This window comes from Baekduia alba, assembly GCF_028416635.1.
Lineage (GTDB): Bacteria > Actinomycetota > Thermoleophilia > Solirubrobacterales > Solirubrobacteraceae > Baekduia > Baekduia alba.
Genome location: NZ_CP114013.1, coordinates 3,653,017 through 3,667,911, shown reverse-complemented (window position 1 = coordinate 3,667,911; position 14,895 = coordinate 3,653,017). Strand labels below are relative to the sequence as shown.

The 14,895-nt window shown below is 73.4% G+C and carries 15 protein-coding genes; 11 read left to right on the top strand and 4 right to left on the bottom strand.

Features of this window, described 5'->3' with window-relative positions; genetic code table 11:
• The first annotated feature begins 25 nt into the window (after positions 1-25).
• A complete protein-coding gene (locus DSM104299_RS18465; RefSeq protein WP_272473112.1) occupies positions 26-2,131 on the top strand; it encodes an Ig-like domain repeat protein in 2,106 nt (701 codons plus the stop codon).
• A gap of 39 nt (positions 2,132-2,170) precedes the next feature.
• Here the strand turns inward: DSM104299_RS18465 and DSM104299_RS18460 are convergent, their stop codons facing one another.
• Positions 2,171-2,692: a carbonic anhydrase gene (locus DSM104299_RS18460; protein WP_272473111.1), complete on the bottom strand. Its 522-nt coding sequence runs from the start codon at positions 2,690-2,692 to the stop codon at positions 2,171-2,173.
• A 120-nt stretch (positions 2,693-2,812) separates the two neighbouring features.
• Between DSM104299_RS18460 and DSM104299_RS18455 the strand changes: the two genes are divergently transcribed.
• Positions 2,813-3,484: a winged helix-turn-helix transcriptional regulator gene (locus tag DSM104299_RS18455; protein WP_272473110.1), complete on the top strand. Its 672-nt coding sequence runs from the start codon at positions 2,813-2,815 to the stop codon at positions 3,482-3,484.
• A gap of 24 nt (positions 3,485-3,508) precedes the next feature.
• On the opposite strand, the gene DSM104299_RS18450 is transcribed toward DSM104299_RS18455, so the two are convergent.
• Together DSM104299_RS18450 and DSM104299_RS18445 are read right to left on the bottom strand one after the other, a co-directional pair.
• Complete coding sequence (locus DSM104299_RS18450) at positions 3,509-4,480, bottom strand: NADPH:quinone reductase (protein ID WP_349294586.1); 972 nt, start codon at positions 4,478-4,480, stop codon at positions 3,509-3,511.
• Between the two features lie 123 nt (positions 4,481-4,603).
• Positions 4,604-5,506: a LysR family transcriptional regulator gene (locus DSM104299_RS18445; RefSeq protein ID WP_272473108.1), complete on the bottom strand. Its 903-nt coding sequence runs from the start codon at positions 5,504-5,506 to the stop codon at positions 4,604-4,606.
• Between the two features lie 88 nt (positions 5,507-5,594).
• On the opposite strand from DSM104299_RS18445, the gene DSM104299_RS18440 reads away from it, so the two are divergent.
• Genes DSM104299_RS18440 through DSM104299_RS18405 form a run of 8 tightly spaced genes read left to right on the top strand, consistent with a single transcriptional unit; the run spans position 5,595 to position 13,638 of the window.
• Complete coding sequence (locus DSM104299_RS18440) at positions 5,595-6,125, top strand: VOC family protein (protein WP_272473107.1); 531 nt, start codon at positions 5,595-5,597, stop codon at positions 6,123-6,125.
• Positions 6,122-6,532 (top strand): VOC family protein, encoded by a 411-nt coding sequence (locus DSM104299_RS18435; RefSeq protein WP_272473106.1) that lies wholly within the window; start codon positions 6,122-6,124, stop codon positions 6,530-6,532. The genes DSM104299_RS18440 and DSM104299_RS18435 overlap by 4 nt, the downstream gene beginning before the upstream one ends.
• Positions 6,529-8,523, top strand: a complete 1,995-nt coding sequence (locus DSM104299_RS18430; RefSeq protein WP_272473105.1) for an AMP-binding protein — start codon at positions 6,529-6,531, stop codon at positions 8,521-8,523. The genes DSM104299_RS18435 and DSM104299_RS18430 overlap by 4 nt, the downstream gene beginning before the upstream one ends.
• Before the next feature lie 33 nt (positions 8,524-8,556).
• Positions 8,557-9,810: a sugar ABC transporter substrate-binding protein gene (locus tag DSM104299_RS18425; protein ID WP_272473104.1), complete on the top strand. Its 1,254-nt coding sequence runs from the start codon at positions 8,557-8,559 to the stop codon at positions 9,808-9,810.
• A gap of 5 nt (positions 9,811-9,815) precedes the next feature.
• Positions 9,816-11,330: a sugar ABC transporter ATP-binding protein gene (locus tag DSM104299_RS18420; protein ID WP_272478104.1), complete on the top strand. Its 1,515-nt coding sequence runs from the start codon at positions 9,816-9,818 to the stop codon at positions 11,328-11,330.
• Positions 11,320-12,372 (top strand): ABC transporter permease, encoded by a 1,053-nt coding sequence (locus DSM104299_RS18415; RefSeq protein ID WP_272473103.1) that lies wholly within the window; start codon positions 11,320-11,322, stop codon positions 12,370-12,372. Before DSM104299_RS18420 ends, DSM104299_RS18415 begins: the two co-directional genes overlap by 11 nt.
• A gap of 20 nt (positions 12,373-12,392) precedes the next feature.
• Complete coding sequence (locus DSM104299_RS18410; RefSeq protein WP_272473102.1) at positions 12,393-12,752, top strand: putative quinol monooxygenase; 360 nt, start codon at positions 12,393-12,395, stop codon at positions 12,750-12,752.
• A 13-nt stretch (positions 12,753-12,765) separates the two neighbouring features.
• On the top strand, positions 12,766-13,638 hold the full coding sequence (locus DSM104299_RS18405; RefSeq protein ID WP_272473101.1) for a TIGR03620 family F420-dependent LLM class oxidoreductase: 873 nt from the start codon (positions 12,766-12,768) through the stop codon (positions 13,636-13,638).
• Positions 13,639-13,653: 15 nt separating this feature from the next.
• Here the strand turns inward: DSM104299_RS18405 and DSM104299_RS18400 are convergent, their stop codons facing one another.
• The gene (locus tag DSM104299_RS18400; RefSeq protein ID WP_272473100.1) at positions 13,654-13,986 is read right to left on the bottom strand and encodes an ArsR/SmtB family transcription factor; all 333 of its coding nucleotides are present in this window, start codon (positions 13,984-13,986) and stop codon (positions 13,654-13,656) included.
• 263 nt (positions 13,987-14,249) lie between these two features.
• On the opposite strand from DSM104299_RS18400, the gene DSM104299_RS18395 reads away from it, so the two are divergent.
• Positions 14,250-14,753: a hypothetical protein gene (locus DSM104299_RS18395; protein ID WP_272473099.1), complete on the top strand. Its 504-nt coding sequence runs from the start codon at positions 14,250-14,252 to the stop codon at positions 14,751-14,753.
• The last annotated feature ends 142 nt before the right edge of the window (positions 14,754-14,895 follow it).

Genomic DNA, 14,895 nt, shown 5'->3' with positions numbered 1-14,895 from the left:
CCGCGTCGAGGACAGGGGCCGGCCAGTGGTCGAGCTGACGCAAGTCGATACTTCACGGACGAGTTCAACAAGGGGTGGATTCGGGATGCGGACGAGCGATCCGTGGTACCTGCTGCGCGGGTCGCGGCGGACATCGAGCGGCGTGCAGGGGCGAAGCTCAGGCCGCCGCCTCCTCGGCGTCGCTGCCCTCGCGAGTCTCTGCGTCACGGCAGGGTTGGCGACGTCAGCTCAGGCGGCGACGGACAGCCTGCATGCCGCGCCTTCGGCGACCGGGAGCGGCGACTGCAGCTCGCCGGCGAACGCCTGCTCGATCGCGACGGCGGTGACGAACGCCAACGCGGCGTCGGTTGCCGACAGCGTCAGGATCGCGCTGGCGGACGGCACCTACCTGCTGTCCGCGCCGAGCCCGACGGCGCTCAGCATCACGTTCGCCGGCCCCAGCCTCACGTTCGAAGCCGAGAACGAGGACGACACGCCGGTCATCGACGGTGCGAGCGCCGTGCGGTTGCTGGCGGTCGGGTCGACGTCGAACGTGACGATCGACGGGCTCGCGGTCCAGTCCGGCGCGACGACGGGGCTCGGCGGCGCGATCCAGAACGCCGGCACGCTCACCGTCAAGCGCTCCACGTTCTCGAACAACTCCGCGAGCAGCGGCGGCGCGATCGCGAACGAGCCCGGCGCCACGCTCGCCGTTCAGGACTCGACGTTCTCCAACAACACGACGACCGGCGTGGGCGGCGGCGCGATCGTCATCAACGGGCAGAGCACGGTCGAGCGCTCGGCGATCGTCGGCAACCACGCGCCGGTCAACGGTGGCGGGATCAACGTCCAGGGGGCCGGGACGGTGACGGTCACGAGCTCGACGATCGCGGGCAACACGTCCGGCGGCTTGGGCGGCGGGGTCTCGAACCTCGGGACGCTGAACGTCCAGACCTCGACGATCACGGACAACACCGCCAGCGACGGCGCGGCCATCGCCACCGGCAACGCGAACGTGACCCTCGCTGCCGACATCATCGCGGCGCAGTCCTCGGGCGGCGCGTGCAGTCCGGCCAACGCGGCGGTCGTCGACGGCGGGTACAACCTCGACACCGACGGGACGTGCATCTCGCCGACGGCGCCGGCGGTCGGCAGCCACAACGGAACCACCGTGTACGAGTCGTCGACCTACGCCGCGGCGCTCGACGCCTATCTCGCGGACGGGCTCGCCGACAACGGCGGACCGACCCAGTCGGTCGCGCTGCTGAACCGCCCGAACCCCTTGACGACCTTGGCGAACCCGGCGTTCGACGTGGTGCCGGCGGACTTCGCCCTGCCCGTCGCGGTCGGCGGCGTGTCGGAGGCGTGCTCGCTGCCCGACCAGCGCGGCGTCGTGCCCGTGGCGGGGGCCGACTGCGCCATCGGCGCCTATCTGCTGCAGGCGACCAAGGTCGCGTTGAGCACGTCGCCCGCGGTGGTCCGGCAGAACGCGTCGATGACCTACACGGCGACGATCACGCCCGCGGCGGACGGGGGAACGGTGGCGTTCGACGATGGACCCGGCGGTGCGGCCACGACCCACTGCGCCGCGCAGAGCGTCGCGGACGGCACGGCGACGTGCACGGTCACCTACGCGAACCGCGGGGACTACTCGGTCCACGCGACCTACTCCGGCGACGGCGCCGCGAACAACTTCGCGGGATCGGCGAGCACGACCCAGACGGTGACCGTCGCCGCGCCCCTCGAACCACCGCCCACAGCCCCGCCCGTCGCGGCCCCGCCCGCCCCGGCGAAGCCGGACCGCACGCCGCCGACGACCGCGATCCGGCGCGTCACCACGGTCAAGCAGCCGATCACGCTGCACGGCACCGCCAGGGACGCCGGCGCGATCCGCCGCGTGCGCGTGTCGGTGGCCCGCCACATCGGCAAGCGGTGCCGGTTCCTCCAAGCCGACCACACGTTCTCCAAGGTCCGCAGCTGCGACAAGACCTCCTACCTCAGCGCCAAGGGGACATCGTCGTGGACCCTGAAGCTCCCATCGCTTCCCCACGGCCGCTACACGATCTGGTCCCGCGGCATCGACATCGCCGGCAACGTCGAGCGCAAGAAGCGCACCCGGAACGTGCTCGTCCTCCGCATCCCGGTCGCGTGACCGCGTGAAGGTCGCGACCCGCGTCGGCGCCCTCCTACCTCACACCCCCGCAGCCGGCACGATCGTCTCCAAGAGCCCGGTCTCGACCCGGTAGACGTGGCCGCTGATCGCCACGCGGGCCGGCACGGCGGGTGCTGCGCGGAGGCGGGTCGCGTCGGTGCGGACGGTCGTCTCGGGGTCGAGCACGGCTCGGTCGAGCAGGGTGGCAGGATCGGCGGAGGTCCGGGTGGCGTAGGCCGCGCGGAACGTGTCGTCGGCGAGCGCCCCGGTGCCGCACTGGTCGTGGTGGATGACGGCGACGTCGAACAGCGGCCCGTCGGGGAAGGCGCTCTCGGCGAGCTGGCCGATGAACGCGACGTCGGCGATGACCTCGTCGGTCACGCGGCCGCCGGCGTTGCGGACGACGGCGGCGTCGCCGAGCTCGAGGCCGAGGATCGCGGCCGGGTCGAGCCGCGGGTCGAGGCAGGTGATCACGTAGATCCGCAGCGCCGGCATGATCGTCGCGCCGCGGTGCCCGCCGGCCGTCGCGAACGCGTGGTTGCGGGCCAGGGCCGCGTCCATTCCCGACATCGTCACGCTCCCGCCGGGACGAGGTGGGCGAGGACGAGGTTGCGGGAGAGCATGGGCAGGAGTAAAGCGCACGCACTATATGTTTTTCAAGTGAGCGATTACACTGCCGGGATGACCGCACGCAGCTACCAGCAGTTCTGCGGCCTGGCCAAGGCGCTGGACGTGCTGGGCGAGCGCTGGACGCTGCTGGTCGTGCGCGAGCTCGCGCTCGGCCCGAAGCGCTACCGCGATCTGCTCGCCGCGCTGCCGGGCATCGGCACCAACCTGCTCGCCGCGCGCCTGAAGTCCCTCGAGGCCGACGGCGTGATCGAGCGGACGATCGCTCCCTCGCCCGCGGGCACCCCCGTGTACGCGCTGACCGAGCGTGGCGAGGCCTTGCGGCCGATGATCGCGGGGCTCGCGCTCTGGGGCTTCGAGCTGCTGCCGGCGCAACCAGACGGCGAGACGCTCCGCGCCTCCTGGGCTGCGCTGAGCATGCGCGCCGGCGCCGTCGAGCACGACCTCGCCGGCCTCGACGCGACGGTCGCGTTCACCGTCGAGGACGAGCGGTTCTTCCTTCAGGTGGCGGCCGGGGAGCTGATCCTCCGCCACGGCGCGCCGGCGGCGGATCCGGACGCCCACGTCATCGCCGACCGCGATGCGTTCTTCGCCTTGGCCGACCGCCGCATGACGCCCGCTCAAGGCGTCAAGCGCCGGGTCGTCCGCGTCGAGGGCGACCGACGCGTGGTCGATCGCCTCCTCGCCGCCGTCCACCTCCCCGAGCGGAACACCGCGCGCGGCTGAGCCGACCGGGGCGGCCGGCCCCCGTCAGCGCTCGTCGAGCGCGGCCACGTCGATCAGGACCTTCCCCGTCGCGCCCTGCTCGACGGCGTCGTGCGCGGCCGCGGTCTCGGCCAGCCCGAAGCGCGGGCCGGGCAGCGCGGTCAGCGCGCCGGCCTCGAGCGCCCTGGTGATGTCGGCGACCGCGGCGGCCTTGGCCGTGTCGGGGATCGTGTACACCAACATGAAGTCGATGTGCGCGTTGCCGCTCATCAGCTCCCGTGGCGGCTGGACGCCGGTCTCGGTGCGCGAGTAGACGACGATGGCGCCGCCCGGCGCGAGGACCGCCGCGTCGGTGGCGAGGTTGCGCGCGAGGTCGACCTCGACGATCCGGACCACGCCGCCCGGCGCCCAGGACCGGACGCGCTCGGCGACGTCCTCGCGGAGGTAGTCGACCACCAGCTGCGCCCCGGCCGCCTCCGCGAGCGCGCCCTTCTCCGGGCTGCTGACCGTCGCCACGACCTGCGCGCCGGCGCGGCGCGCGAGCTCGATCGCCGCGTGGCCGACCGCGCCCGCGCCACCATGGACCAGCACATGGTCGGCGGCGGTCAGCGGGCCGTCGGCGAACAGGCAGCGGTGCGCGGTCATCGCGGGGATGCCCAGGCCCGCGCCGAGGTCGAACGAGACGCCGTCCGGCAGCCGGACCGCCCGCGCGTCGGGGACGGCGACGTACTCGGCGGCGGTGCCCGACGACCGCTGCCACTGGGCCTGCCAGACCCACACGCGCTCCCCGACCCGCGTATCCGGCACCCCGTCGCCGACCGCGACGACCACGCCGGCGCCGTCCTGGTTGGGCACGATCCACTCGGCAGCGTCGCCCGTCGCCCGCGCCTTCCAGTCGGTGGGGTTGACGGCGGAGACGGCGACGGCCACCAGCACCTCGCCGGGCGCGGGCTCGGGCCGCGGGACGTCGTCGACGCGGATGGCTCCGTCGCCCGGGCGGTAGCGCGCGGCGGTCATGGTGGTCGGCAGGTCAGCCTTCATCGATCGTCATCTCCGAACGTTTCTCGACGGTGCGCGGCGGAGGTTCGCCGCAGATCGAACTATCGCATTTTTGCGATATGAAGGAAGCGCGCCTGTCGCTCAGCGGGCCACGTAGGCGTTGCGCGGGCGCTTCGCCGGCGCGGCGTCGCCGAGCGTGTCGAGGAAGGCCTGGGCGACGGGGGACCACTCGCTGCGGGTGTAGGCCGCGAGCTCGCGCACCACGGGCCGACGCAGGCGGCGCGTCAACCGCTGCATGTCGGGGGCGATCGCGTTGACCGGCAGCATCGTGGGACCGAGGCCGGCGGCCGCCAGGCGGGTGAGCGCCTCGACCTGGGAGCTGTGGACCGCGGGCTGCGGGACGAAGCCCGCGTCGTGGCAGGCGCCCGCGACGATCGGCGCCATGCCGGCCGACGGCACGGGCAGCACCCAACGCCGGTGCGCGAGCTCGGCGAGGTCGACGGGCGCGTCGGAGGCCAGCGCCGGGTCGCCCTCGGGCAGCACCACCACGAACTCCTCCCAGCCCAGCGACGCGACGGGCCCGCCCCAGCGCGCGGGCCGCGGGCCGACGGCGATGTCGGACACCCCGCTGCGCACCTCGTCCTCCATCGCGGCGCGGTGCAGGTACTCGTGGAGCCTGACGAGGATCCCGGGATGCGCCTCGCGCAGCACGGTGATCGACCGCGGCAGGAGCCCGATCGCGATCGACCGCAGCGTGGCGACCTCCACCTCGCCGGCCTCCAGCCCCTGGGCCATCCGCGCCGCCCGGCGCGCACGCTCGGCCGACAGCGTCGCCGCCCGCGCCTCCGGCAGGAACGCGCGCCCGGCCGGGGTCAGCCGCAGCCCGCGATGCAGGCGCTCGATCAGGGGAGCGCCGAGCTCGGCCTCCAGCGCGGCGAGCTGCTTGGAGAGCGAGGGCTGCGCGACGTGCAGCGACTGCGCGGCGCGCGTGAAGTTGCCCTCGTCGACGACGGTCACGAAGTACAGGAGCTGGCGCAGCGTCATGGGCCGACGGTACCGATAGCGACAGGCTATGGCAACGACAGTTAACGGAGATTGGACGGCATGACTGCCCACGCACGATGCTGGACCCATGGGAGGAGACGGAACCCGCGAGAGCGACAGCACGGTGCAGGTGAACCACCTCGCCGTCCCGGTCGACGACGTCGACGAGGCCACGGCGTTCTACGTGGACCTCTTCGCGGCGCAGGTCGTGCCGTCGCCGGCGTTCCCGGTGCCGGTCGCCTGGGTCGTGCTGGGCAACGTCCAGCTCCACCTCGTCCAGCGGCCGGCGCAGGCGACCAAGGCCTATCACTTCGCCGTCTCGATCGAGCGCCGAGAGCACTTCGAGGCGCTCTACCACCGCGCCGGCCGAGAGGACCTCTTCGAGCGCGACGCGGTCGACCACCACCTCTACGAGGCGCCGGGCGGCGTGGTCCAGCTGTACCTGCGCGACCCGTCCGGCAACGTCGTCGAGTGCGACTACGCCGACGTCCACGACCTGGACGCCGCGGTCGTCGCGGACATCCGGCGCTGGGCCGACCTCAACGAGCAGTCGAGCTGGAACGACAAGGCCTCGGTGTTCGGGACGGGCGTTGTCGCCGCCGCCGAGGAGGACCGATGAGCGCCCCGGTCGGCAGCATGCACCACGTCGGCGTCGTCGTCGCCGACCTCGACGCCGCCGAGGCGCTGCTCACCACCGCCTTCGGCCTGCCGGTCGCGCACCGCCTCGCGTCCGCCGAGCTCGGCATGCGCGCGACGTTCCTGGCCTGCGGCCCGGTGACGGTCGAGCTGGTCGAGCTCGCCGATCCGGACGTCGCGCGGGAACGGCTGCGCGGCGGCACCGCGGCGATCGACCACGTCGCGCTGCAGGTCGGCGATCTCGACGCGGCGGTCCGGGCGCTGGCCGACCACGGCGTGGCGACCGCGCAGGACCGACCCCTCGTCACGCCCGCCGGCCGCACGCACTTCACGCGCGCCGCGACGAGTGGCGGGATCGTCTGGCAGCTCCTGGAGCCGGCGGCGCCATGAGCGCGCTCGCCACCAGCGCGGCCGCCTCCGCCGGCTACGCCTACGTCCCGACGCGCGAGCAGGTCGAGGTCGCGCGCGTGACCGGGCTGATGGCGCGCACCGGCGCGGGCTCCCTGGCGGAGCTGCGCGTCCGCTCGGCCGCCGAGCCCGCCTGGTTCTGGCCGCACGTGATCGACGACCTCGGCTTGCCGTTCGCCGTCCCGCCGACGACCGTGCTCGACGCCTCGGCCGGTCCGGAGTGGACGCGCTGGTTCATCGGTGGGCAGATCAACGTCGCCGCGGCGTGCGTCGACCGCTGGGCGGCCGACCCCCGCACGGCCGGCGCGCCCGCGCTGATCGGCGAGTCCGAAGACGGCAGCGAGCGGCGGCTGACCTTCGCGGAGCTGGCCGAGGAGGTCGACCGCGCGGCCGCGGGCCTGCGCGCGCTCGGCGTCCGGCCCGGCGACGCGGTCGCCGTCTTCATGCCGATGATCGTCGAGGCGGCGATCGCCGCCTATGCGATTGCCAAGGTCGGCGCGCTGTGGGTCCCGGTCTTCAGCGGCTACGCGGCGGGCGCGGTGGCGTCGCGGCTGCAGGACGCCGGCTGCCGCGTCGTCGTCTGTGCCGACGGGACGCGTCGCAAGGGCCGCGCGCAGCGGCTCAAGCCGGTCCTCGACGAGGCGCTGGCCGGATGCCCGGAGGTCACGACGGCGATCGTGGTCGAGCACCTCGGCGAGGACGTGCCCATGCGCGATGGCCGGGACATCACCTGGGCCGCGTTCGTGCGCGGCGCTGACGCGCGTCGCGGTCGCGACCCCGAGCCGACCTCCAGCGAGCACCCGTTCCTGTTGGCCTACACCTCGGGCACGACCGGGCGGCCCAAGGGCGCGGTCCACGTCCACGGCGGGTTCCTCGTCAAGGTCGCCTCGGAGGCGGCCTACAGCATGGACATCGGGCGCGGCGACCGGCTGCTGTGGGTCACCGACATGGGGTGGATCATGGGCCCGTGGTGCCTGATCGGCGCGCACGCCCAGGGTGCGGCCGTCGTCCTGCTCGACGCCGCGCCGGACCATCCCGCGCCGTCGCGGCTGTGGGACGTGGCCGCGCGCCACGGCGTCACGCACCTCGGCGTCTCGCCGACGCTGGTGCGCGCGCTGCAGGCGGCCGGCGACGAGCACGCCGGCGGGCACGACCTCGACGCGCTGCGGATCCTCGGCTCGACCGGGGAGCCTTGGAACGCCGAGCCCTACGACTGGCTGATGCGGATGACCGACCGGAGCAGGCCGATCATCAACATCTCGGGCGGCACCGAGGTCGGCGCCTGCCTGCTCGCGCCGTGCCCGATCGAGCCGCTGAAGGCGTGCTCGCTCGGCGGCCCGAGCCTCGGCGTCGCGCTCGACGTCTTCGACGACGACGCCCGGCCCGTACGCGGCGCCGTCGGCGAGCTGGTCTGCACGCGGCCGTGGCCCGGCATGACCCGCGGGATCTGGGGCGACGCGGAGCGCTACCTCGCGACCTACTGGTCGCGCTTCCCCGGCGTGTGGCACCACGGGGACTGGGCGCGGGTCGACGAGGACGGGCAGTGGTTCCTGCTCGGCCGGTCCGACGAGACCATCAACATCGCCGGCCAGCGGCTCGGACCCGCCGAGGTGGAGTCCGCCCTGGTCGCCGACCCGACGGTCGCCGAGGCGGCCGCGGTGGGCGTGCCCGACGCGCTCAAGGGCGAGGCGCTGTGGTGCTTCTGGGCGCCGGTCGATCCAGCCGGCGCCGATGCGTCCGCGCGCCTGGCGGGCGTGGTCGCCGCGCAGCTCGGACGGCCGTTCACGCCTGCGCGAGTGATCCGCGTCGCGGCGATCCCCAAGACGCGCTCGGGCAAGGTCCTGCGCCGCGCGCTGCGGGCCGCGGCGCTCGGGGAGGACGCCGGGGACCTCTCGGCGGCCGAGGACCCCGCGGCGATCGCGCGGATCCGAGACGAGCTTCGGCGCGCCGGCGACCACGGTCCCGGTGGCTGAGGGAGAGCAGTGGGTTGTTGTAGGTGATGTCGTGTGTCCGAGGAGGGAGAGGGTCAGATGCAGACGCAGAAGCGGTTCAGGCACCTCAAGCGCGGTGCCGGCTGGGCGGCGGTCGCTGCCACGATCGGCGGCGCCGCCGCGGGGGTGGCGGGCTGCGGGAGCAGCAGCAGCGACTCGAGCGCGTCGGCGGCGCCCGCGGGCGGCGGGGCGGAGACGTCGTCCGCCACGTACGTCGCGCAGGCCAAGAAGATCAGCGCGGACGCGCAGCACGGTCTGGTGTACTCGCCGACCGACGCGTTCACGCCCGCCGCGCAGCTGAAGGTCATGACGAGCTGGCTCGGGCCGTCGCAGACGCCGCCGGTGCCCAAGGGCAAGAGCATCGCGTTCGTCTCGTGCGGCGCGGTGATCTGCAACGAGACCGTGCAGTCCGGCGCCAAGATCGCGCAGGCCGCGGGCTTCGAGACGCACTTGGTGAACATCAACGGCAAAGCCGACATCCAGAACCTCAACCAGGCGATGTCGAGCGCGATCGCCCTGCACCCGAGCGCGATCGTCGGCATGTGCATCACCGCGACCCAGGTCGCCGACAAGCTCGAGCAGGCGCGCAAGGCCGGGATCGTCACGGTGTCGACCTGCGACCCGACGCCGACCGGTGGCAGCGGCCAGTTCGACGCGGCCGCCGACTACGCCAACGGCCTGTCGACCGAGCTGCTGGGCTGGGGCATCGTCGCCGACAGCGCCGGCAAGGCCAACGTCGTGGCGATCAAGGACGAGGGCTTCCCCGCCGTCATCCGCAAGATCGGCAACCTCGTGCACGTCGTCGAAGGCTGCTCGACCTGCAGGGTCAAGACCGCCACGTGGCAGGTGACCGACGCCGCGGACTCGGCCAAGGCGGCCAACATCATCACCGGGATCATCAACGGCAACCCCAAGATGGACACGTTGGTGATGCCCTACTCGGTCGGGATGCCGTCGGCGGTCCAGGCCGTGGCCAGCTCGGGGCGCAAGATCATGGTCTACGCCGACGACCTCGACGCGGTCAACCAGCAGACGCTGCACGCCGGCACGCTGGCGATGGTCAGCTCGGTCGATCCGCAGCTGGCGATGTACCAGGCGATCGACCAGGTGATCCGCGGCCTCGACAAGGCGCCCTACGTCAAGCCCGAGCAGTTGCCCTACCTCGCGCACCTGTACACCAAGGCGACCGTGCCGAGCACGGGCGTGGGCGCGTTCCAGTCGCTGTTCGACTACGCCTCGGTCTACCGCAAGCTCTGGCGGCAGCCGTGAGCATCATGGTCCATGACGCCCCACGGCTCGGCGCCGCGGCGCCGCCGCTGCTCGAGATCCGCGGGCTGACCAAGGTCTACGGCGGCACCGCCGCGCTCGCCGGCGTCGACTTCACCGTCGCGCCGGGGGAGATCCACGCGCTGCTCGGTGAGAACGGCGCCGGCAAGTCGACGCTCGTCAGGATCCTGGCGGCGGTCGACCAGGAGGACGGGGGCTCGATCGCCTTCGCGGGCGAGCCGGTCGCCGGCGGGCGCACGCCGCGCACGATGGCCGACCTCGGCATCGCGTTCATCCACCAGGACCTCGGGCTCGTCGGCTCGATGACGGTGGCCGAGAACATCGCGCAGTACGCCGGCTATCGGACGGGCGCGACCGGGATCGACTGGGAGGCCACGCGGGCGTTCGCCCGCGCGGCCCTCGACCGGCTCGAGGTCGACGTGCCTCCCGACGCGCTCGTCGCGGAGCTCTCGATCGCCGAGCAGGCGACGGTCGCGATCGTGCGGGCGCTGGCGCTCGACGCGCGGCTGGTCGTGCTCGACGAGCCGACGGCGAGCCTGGCGGCCGGCGAGGCAGGCCGGCTGCTGGCGATCCTGCAGCGCCTCCGCGCCGCCGGCCTGGGCTGCATCCTCGTGACGCACCGGCTCGACGAGGTGCTCACGCACTGCGATCGCGTCACGGTCCTGCGCAATGGCGAGCTGGCCGGGACGGCGCCCGTCGCGCAGCTGACGGCGCCGTCGTTGATCCAGATGATCGTCGGCGACGCGCCCCTGGCCGCGAGCGGTCCGCGCCGCCCACGCCGCGACGGCGGCGCGCGGCTGGCGCTCGAGCGCTTCAGCGGACCGGGGTTCGGGCCGCTGGACCTCGACGCGGCGGCCGGCGAGGTCGTCGCGGTGACCGGGTTCGCCGACGCCGGCCATCTGCGGACGGTCGACGCGCTGTTCGGCGCCGGGCCGCACGACGGGGGAGAGGTGCGGCTCGACGGCGCGCGCTACGTGCCGTCACATCCCGCGGCGGCGCTCGCCCACGGCCTGCATCACGTGCCGAGCGATCGCAACGCCGCCGGCCTGGCCGCGACGCTCACGGCGCGGGAGAACCTGTTCCCGAACCCGTCCCAGCGCGGATGGCGCCCGGTCGACCGCCGCACCGAGCGGCGCACCGCTCAGGTGTTGATGGAGGACTTCGACATCCGGCCGCGCGCGTGCGATGCGCAGGTGTCGGAGTTCAGCGGCGGCAACGCCCAGAAGCTGCTGGTGGCGCGGGCGCTCGCGGCCGGGCCGCGCGTCCTGCTGCTCAGCGAGCCGACCGCCGGCGTCGACGTCGGCGCCCGCGCGGTCATCTACGCGAAGCTCCGCGACGCGTGCGCCGCAGGCCTCACGGTCCTGGTGGCGAGCTCCGACTTCGAAGAGGTCGCCGAGGTCGCCGACCGCGCGACGGTCCTGTGCCGCGGCGGGCTGGTGACGATCCTCGAGGGCGACGAGATCACCGTCGCCGCACTCACGGGAGCATCTTATGGCACTTGATCTGAGTCGGCGCGATCGCGGGACGAGTTGGATCGCGCGCTACGGCCTCGCGCTGATCCTGGTGGTGCTGGTCGCCGGCTTCTCGCTGGTGAAGCCCAGCAGCTTCGCCACGTGGGACAACTACCGGTCGATCCTCAACAACCAGGCGGTCGTCGTGCTGCTCGCGCTGGGTGCGATGCTCCCGCTGATCGTGGGCGAGTTCGACCTCTCGGTCTCCGGCATCCTGGGCGTCGCGCAGGCGCTCGTGACCGGGCTCTGCGCGCTGCAGGGCCTGCCGCCCGGGCTGGCCGTCGTGCTCGCGGTGCTCGCCGGCGCGCTGCTGGGGCTCGTCAACGGGCTGGTCATCGTCAAGTTGCAGATCAACGCGTTCGTCGCGACGCTGGCGAGCGGAACGATCATGGGTGGCCTGGTCATCTGGTACACGGGCGGCTCGCCGATCTACCAAGGCGTGCCGCACTCGCTCACGAGCCTGGCGCGCGGCAGCGTGCTCGGACTCCCGCTGCCGGTCATCTACATGGCGTTGGTCGCCGCGACGCTCTGGTTCGGGCTCGCCCGGCTGCCGCTGGGCCGGCGGCTGTACGCGGTCGGCGGGAACCGGCGCGCGGCGCAGTTGAGCGGCATCCGCGCCGATCGCCTCGTCATCGCGGCCTTCGTCGGCTCGGGCGTGCTCGCCGCGCTCGGCGGCGTCGTCCTCGGCAGCGAGCTCGGCTCGACCGTGCCCGGCGGCGAGGGCACGTACCTGCTGCCGGCGTTCGCCGGGGCGTTCCTCGGCGCGACCGCCATCGAGCCCGGCCGGTTCAACCCGATCGGGACGGTGCTCGCCGCCTACGCGCTCTCGGTCGCCGTGTCCGGGCTGCAGCAGCTGGGCGCCGCCGCGTGGGTCCAGCCCGTCTTCAACGGAACCGTGCTCGTCGTGGCCGTCGGCCTCTCGGGCTACGCGACGCGCGTCAAGGCCGCGCGCGCCCGCGAGCGTCAACTGGCCAGGATCGGCGAGGGCGCCCACGCGGCGACCGAGCCGGTGCGCGAACCCGTCATGCCGTGAACACGAAGGAGAAGAACACCATGTCCGAAGTCGTCGTCATCGCCACGTTCCTCACCCATCCCGGTCAGGAGGACGCGGCCGCCCGGTTCCTCGACGAGCTGCTCGCGCCGAGCCACGCGGACCCCGGCTGCCTGCTCTACGCCGTCCACCGCGGCCTCGACGACCCGCGCAAGATGGTGTTCGTGGAGCGCTGGGCGTCGCGCGAGCTGCTCGAGGAGCACATCGCCACCGACCACATCCAGGATGCCTTGAAGGCCGTCGGCGACTACTTCGCCGCCGGGCCGGAGATCGTGTTGTACGAGGCGCTGCCGGGCGGCGAGGCCGACAAGGGCTCGATCGCCGGGCACGCGACGGGCACCGGCGCGCCGGCCGCCGGCTGACGGGAGCATCGCGATGGGAACCCTGAACGGCCTGGACGTCGGCACCTTCGGCGTGTACACCTTCGACTTCGAGCACCTGTCCGCGGGGCAGATGCGCGAGGCGATCCAGGAGCTGGAGGAGCTGGGGTGGCCCGCCTTCTGGTTCCCCGAGCTGCTCGGCCGGGAGGCGCTGACGCACGCCGGCTTCCTGCTCTCCTGCACCGAGCGGATCCGCGTGATGAACGCCGTCGCCGTGATCTGGTCGCGCCCGGCGCGGTGGACCCATGCGGCCGGCCTGCTGCTGGCCGACGCCTTCCCCGACCGGCACGCGCTCGGCCTCGGATTCGGTGCCGGCCAGCCGGGGACGACCCCGATGGCGGCGATGGCGGCGTACCTGGACGAGCTCGACGCGCAGGAGCCGATCGCGCCGGCGCCGGCCGGGCCGATGCGGCGGTTCCTGGCGGCCTATGGCCCGAAGATGCTGGCGCTGGCGCGCGACCGCGCGGGCGGGGCGCTGACCTACCACGTCAACGTCGAGCACACGGCGCAGGCGCGCGAGATCCTCGGCGCAGGCGCCTTCCTCGGCGTCGAGCACGCCGTGCTGTTCGAGACCGACCCGGCGAAGGCCCGCGCCCTCGCGCGCGAGCACCTCCAGGTCTACCTCGCCACGAAGTACAACATCGCGAAGTTCCGGCGGCTGGGCTACGGCGAAGCGGAGCTCAGCGATGGGGGAAGCGATCGGATCGTCGACGACCTGGTGTTCTGGGGCGACGCGGACACGATCGTGGCGAAGCTGCGGGCCCACGTCGAGGCCGGTGCCGACCACGTGGCCGTGCAGGTCATCGGCGTCGCGCCGGGCCAGCCGGCGATGCCGCACTGGCGGCGGCTCGCCGAGGCGCTGCTATAGCAGCGCCCCACGGCCCTAGAGCGTCTGCCCGAGGAGCGCGACGAGCCGCCCGATCCGGGCCTCGTCGCGCTTGTAGTGGGTCCACCGCCCGACGCGCGTCGCCTGGACCAGCCCCGCGCGCTCGAGCTCGGCCATGTAGGCCGACATCGTCGACTGGGCCAGGCCCGCCTTGGCCTGGATGTGGCTCACGCAGACGCCGACCTCGACCGGGTCGGCGATCGTCACCGCCGGGTCGAAGTGCCGCGCGGGCTCGCGCAGCCACGAGAGGACCTGCAGGCGGGTGGGGTTCGCCAGCGCGCGCAGCGCCCGGAGCAGCTCGGGATCCGGCCCGGTCGCGGTCTCCGCCATGGCGCGCAGCGTACCGGCCGCCGCCCTGGTGCCGCCAAGAGCGTCGAGACGGCCAGCAACGCCCCCATGTTCCTCAACCCTGCGCCCGTTCCTCGGCAGGGCTTCGTCCCGACCGACACGACGCGATCGCCGCGATCGCCTGGAGCGTCGGCCTGGCCGCGTTGTCCTACATCTGGGCGACCCACCTGTACACGCATCGCCAGCCGCGCTGAGCGGCGACCTCGTGCATTCCGTGGAGAAGGCTGCGCGCTCGGAGATGACGATTGCGGGACCATCTCGCCAGGTCCGAGGGCCTGGGCGCAACTTCGCAGGACCACGCCGGTCTGACCATCATGACTCTAACTCGCACCGCTTCCCTCTCGCTCCTCATCCTCGCGCTGGTCGCTGCCTCGATCACGAGCGCCACCGCCGCCCAGGCCCGCACGACCACGCAGCGCGCCACCGCCGCCATCTTCAAGGACTGCGCGCACGACGGCCGGTTGAACCATCACTACCGCGCGAAGGCGCTGGCCGCCGCGGTGCGCACCATCCCCGCCGACATCGACCAGTACACCAACTGCCACGCGGCGATCTCCGCCCAGCGCGCCCTCTACGTCGGGACCCGCGGCGGCCGAACGACCACAGCACTCCTGCACGACTGCCACACCCACGGCACCCTGCGCCACCGCTACAGCGCCACCCAGTTGCGCCGCGCCCTCCGCCACGCCGGCGGTTGCGATGACGTCATCGTCAGCCAGCTCCGCGGCCGCACCGAGCGCGTGCGCTAGCCGGGGTGCGCCGGCAGGGGGTGGTGGCCGCATCCCGAACGACGGCTCTCGCAGCCCGGTGGGACGGGAACGCCTGGACCGCGGAGATCCCGCCGCTCCCAGTCGGCGCCACCACGGCGATCCTGACTGGCGTGTCGTGCAC

What these genes read in the sequence shown, in the direction of transcription:
- DSM104299_RS18460 (WP_272473111.1), bottom strand. Translation starts at nt 2,692, where the DNA reads ATGGACGCGGCCCTGGCCCGCAACCACGCGTTCGCGACGGCCGGCGGG.
- DSM104299_RS18455 (WP_272473110.1), top strand. Translation starts at nt 2,813, where the DNA reads ATGACCGCACGCAGCTACCAGCAGTTCTGCGGCCTGGCCAAGGCGCTG.
- DSM104299_RS18450 (WP_349294586.1), bottom strand. Translation starts at nt 4,480, where the DNA reads ATGACCGCCGCGCGCTACCGCCCGGGCGACGGAGCCATCCGCGTCGAC.
- DSM104299_RS18445 (WP_272473108.1), bottom strand. Translation starts at nt 5,506, where the DNA reads ATGACGCTGCGCCAGCTCCTGTACTTCGTGACCGTCGTCGACGAGGGC.
- DSM104299_RS18440 (WP_272473107.1), top strand. Translation starts at nt 5,595, where the DNA reads ATGGGAGGAGACGGAACCCGCGAGAGCGACAGCACGGTGCAGGTGAAC.
- DSM104299_RS18435 (WP_272473106.1), top strand. Translation starts at nt 6,122, where the DNA reads ATGAGCGCCCCGGTCGGCAGCATGCACCACGTCGGCGTCGTCGTCGCC.
- DSM104299_RS18430 (WP_272473105.1), top strand. Translation starts at nt 6,529, where the DNA reads ATGAGCGCGCTCGCCACCAGCGCGGCCGCCTCCGCCGGCTACGCCTAC.
- DSM104299_RS18420 (WP_272478104.1), top strand. Translation starts at nt 9,816, where the DNA reads ATGGTCCATGACGCCCCACGGCTCGGCGCCGCGGCGCCGCCGCTGCTC.
- DSM104299_RS18415 (WP_272473103.1), top strand. Translation starts at nt 11,320, where the DNA reads ATGGCACTTGATCTGAGTCGGCGCGATCGCGGGACGAGTTGGATCGCG.
- DSM104299_RS18410 (WP_272473102.1), top strand. Translation starts at nt 12,393, where the DNA reads ATGTCCGAAGTCGTCGTCATCGCCACGTTCCTCACCCATCCCGGTCAG.
- DSM104299_RS18405 (WP_272473101.1), top strand. Translation starts at nt 12,766, where the DNA reads ATGGGAACCCTGAACGGCCTGGACGTCGGCACCTTCGGCGTGTACACC.
- DSM104299_RS18400 (WP_272473100.1), bottom strand. Translation starts at nt 13,986, where the DNA reads ATGGCGGAGACCGCGACCGGGCCGGATCCCGAGCTGCTCCGGGCGCTG.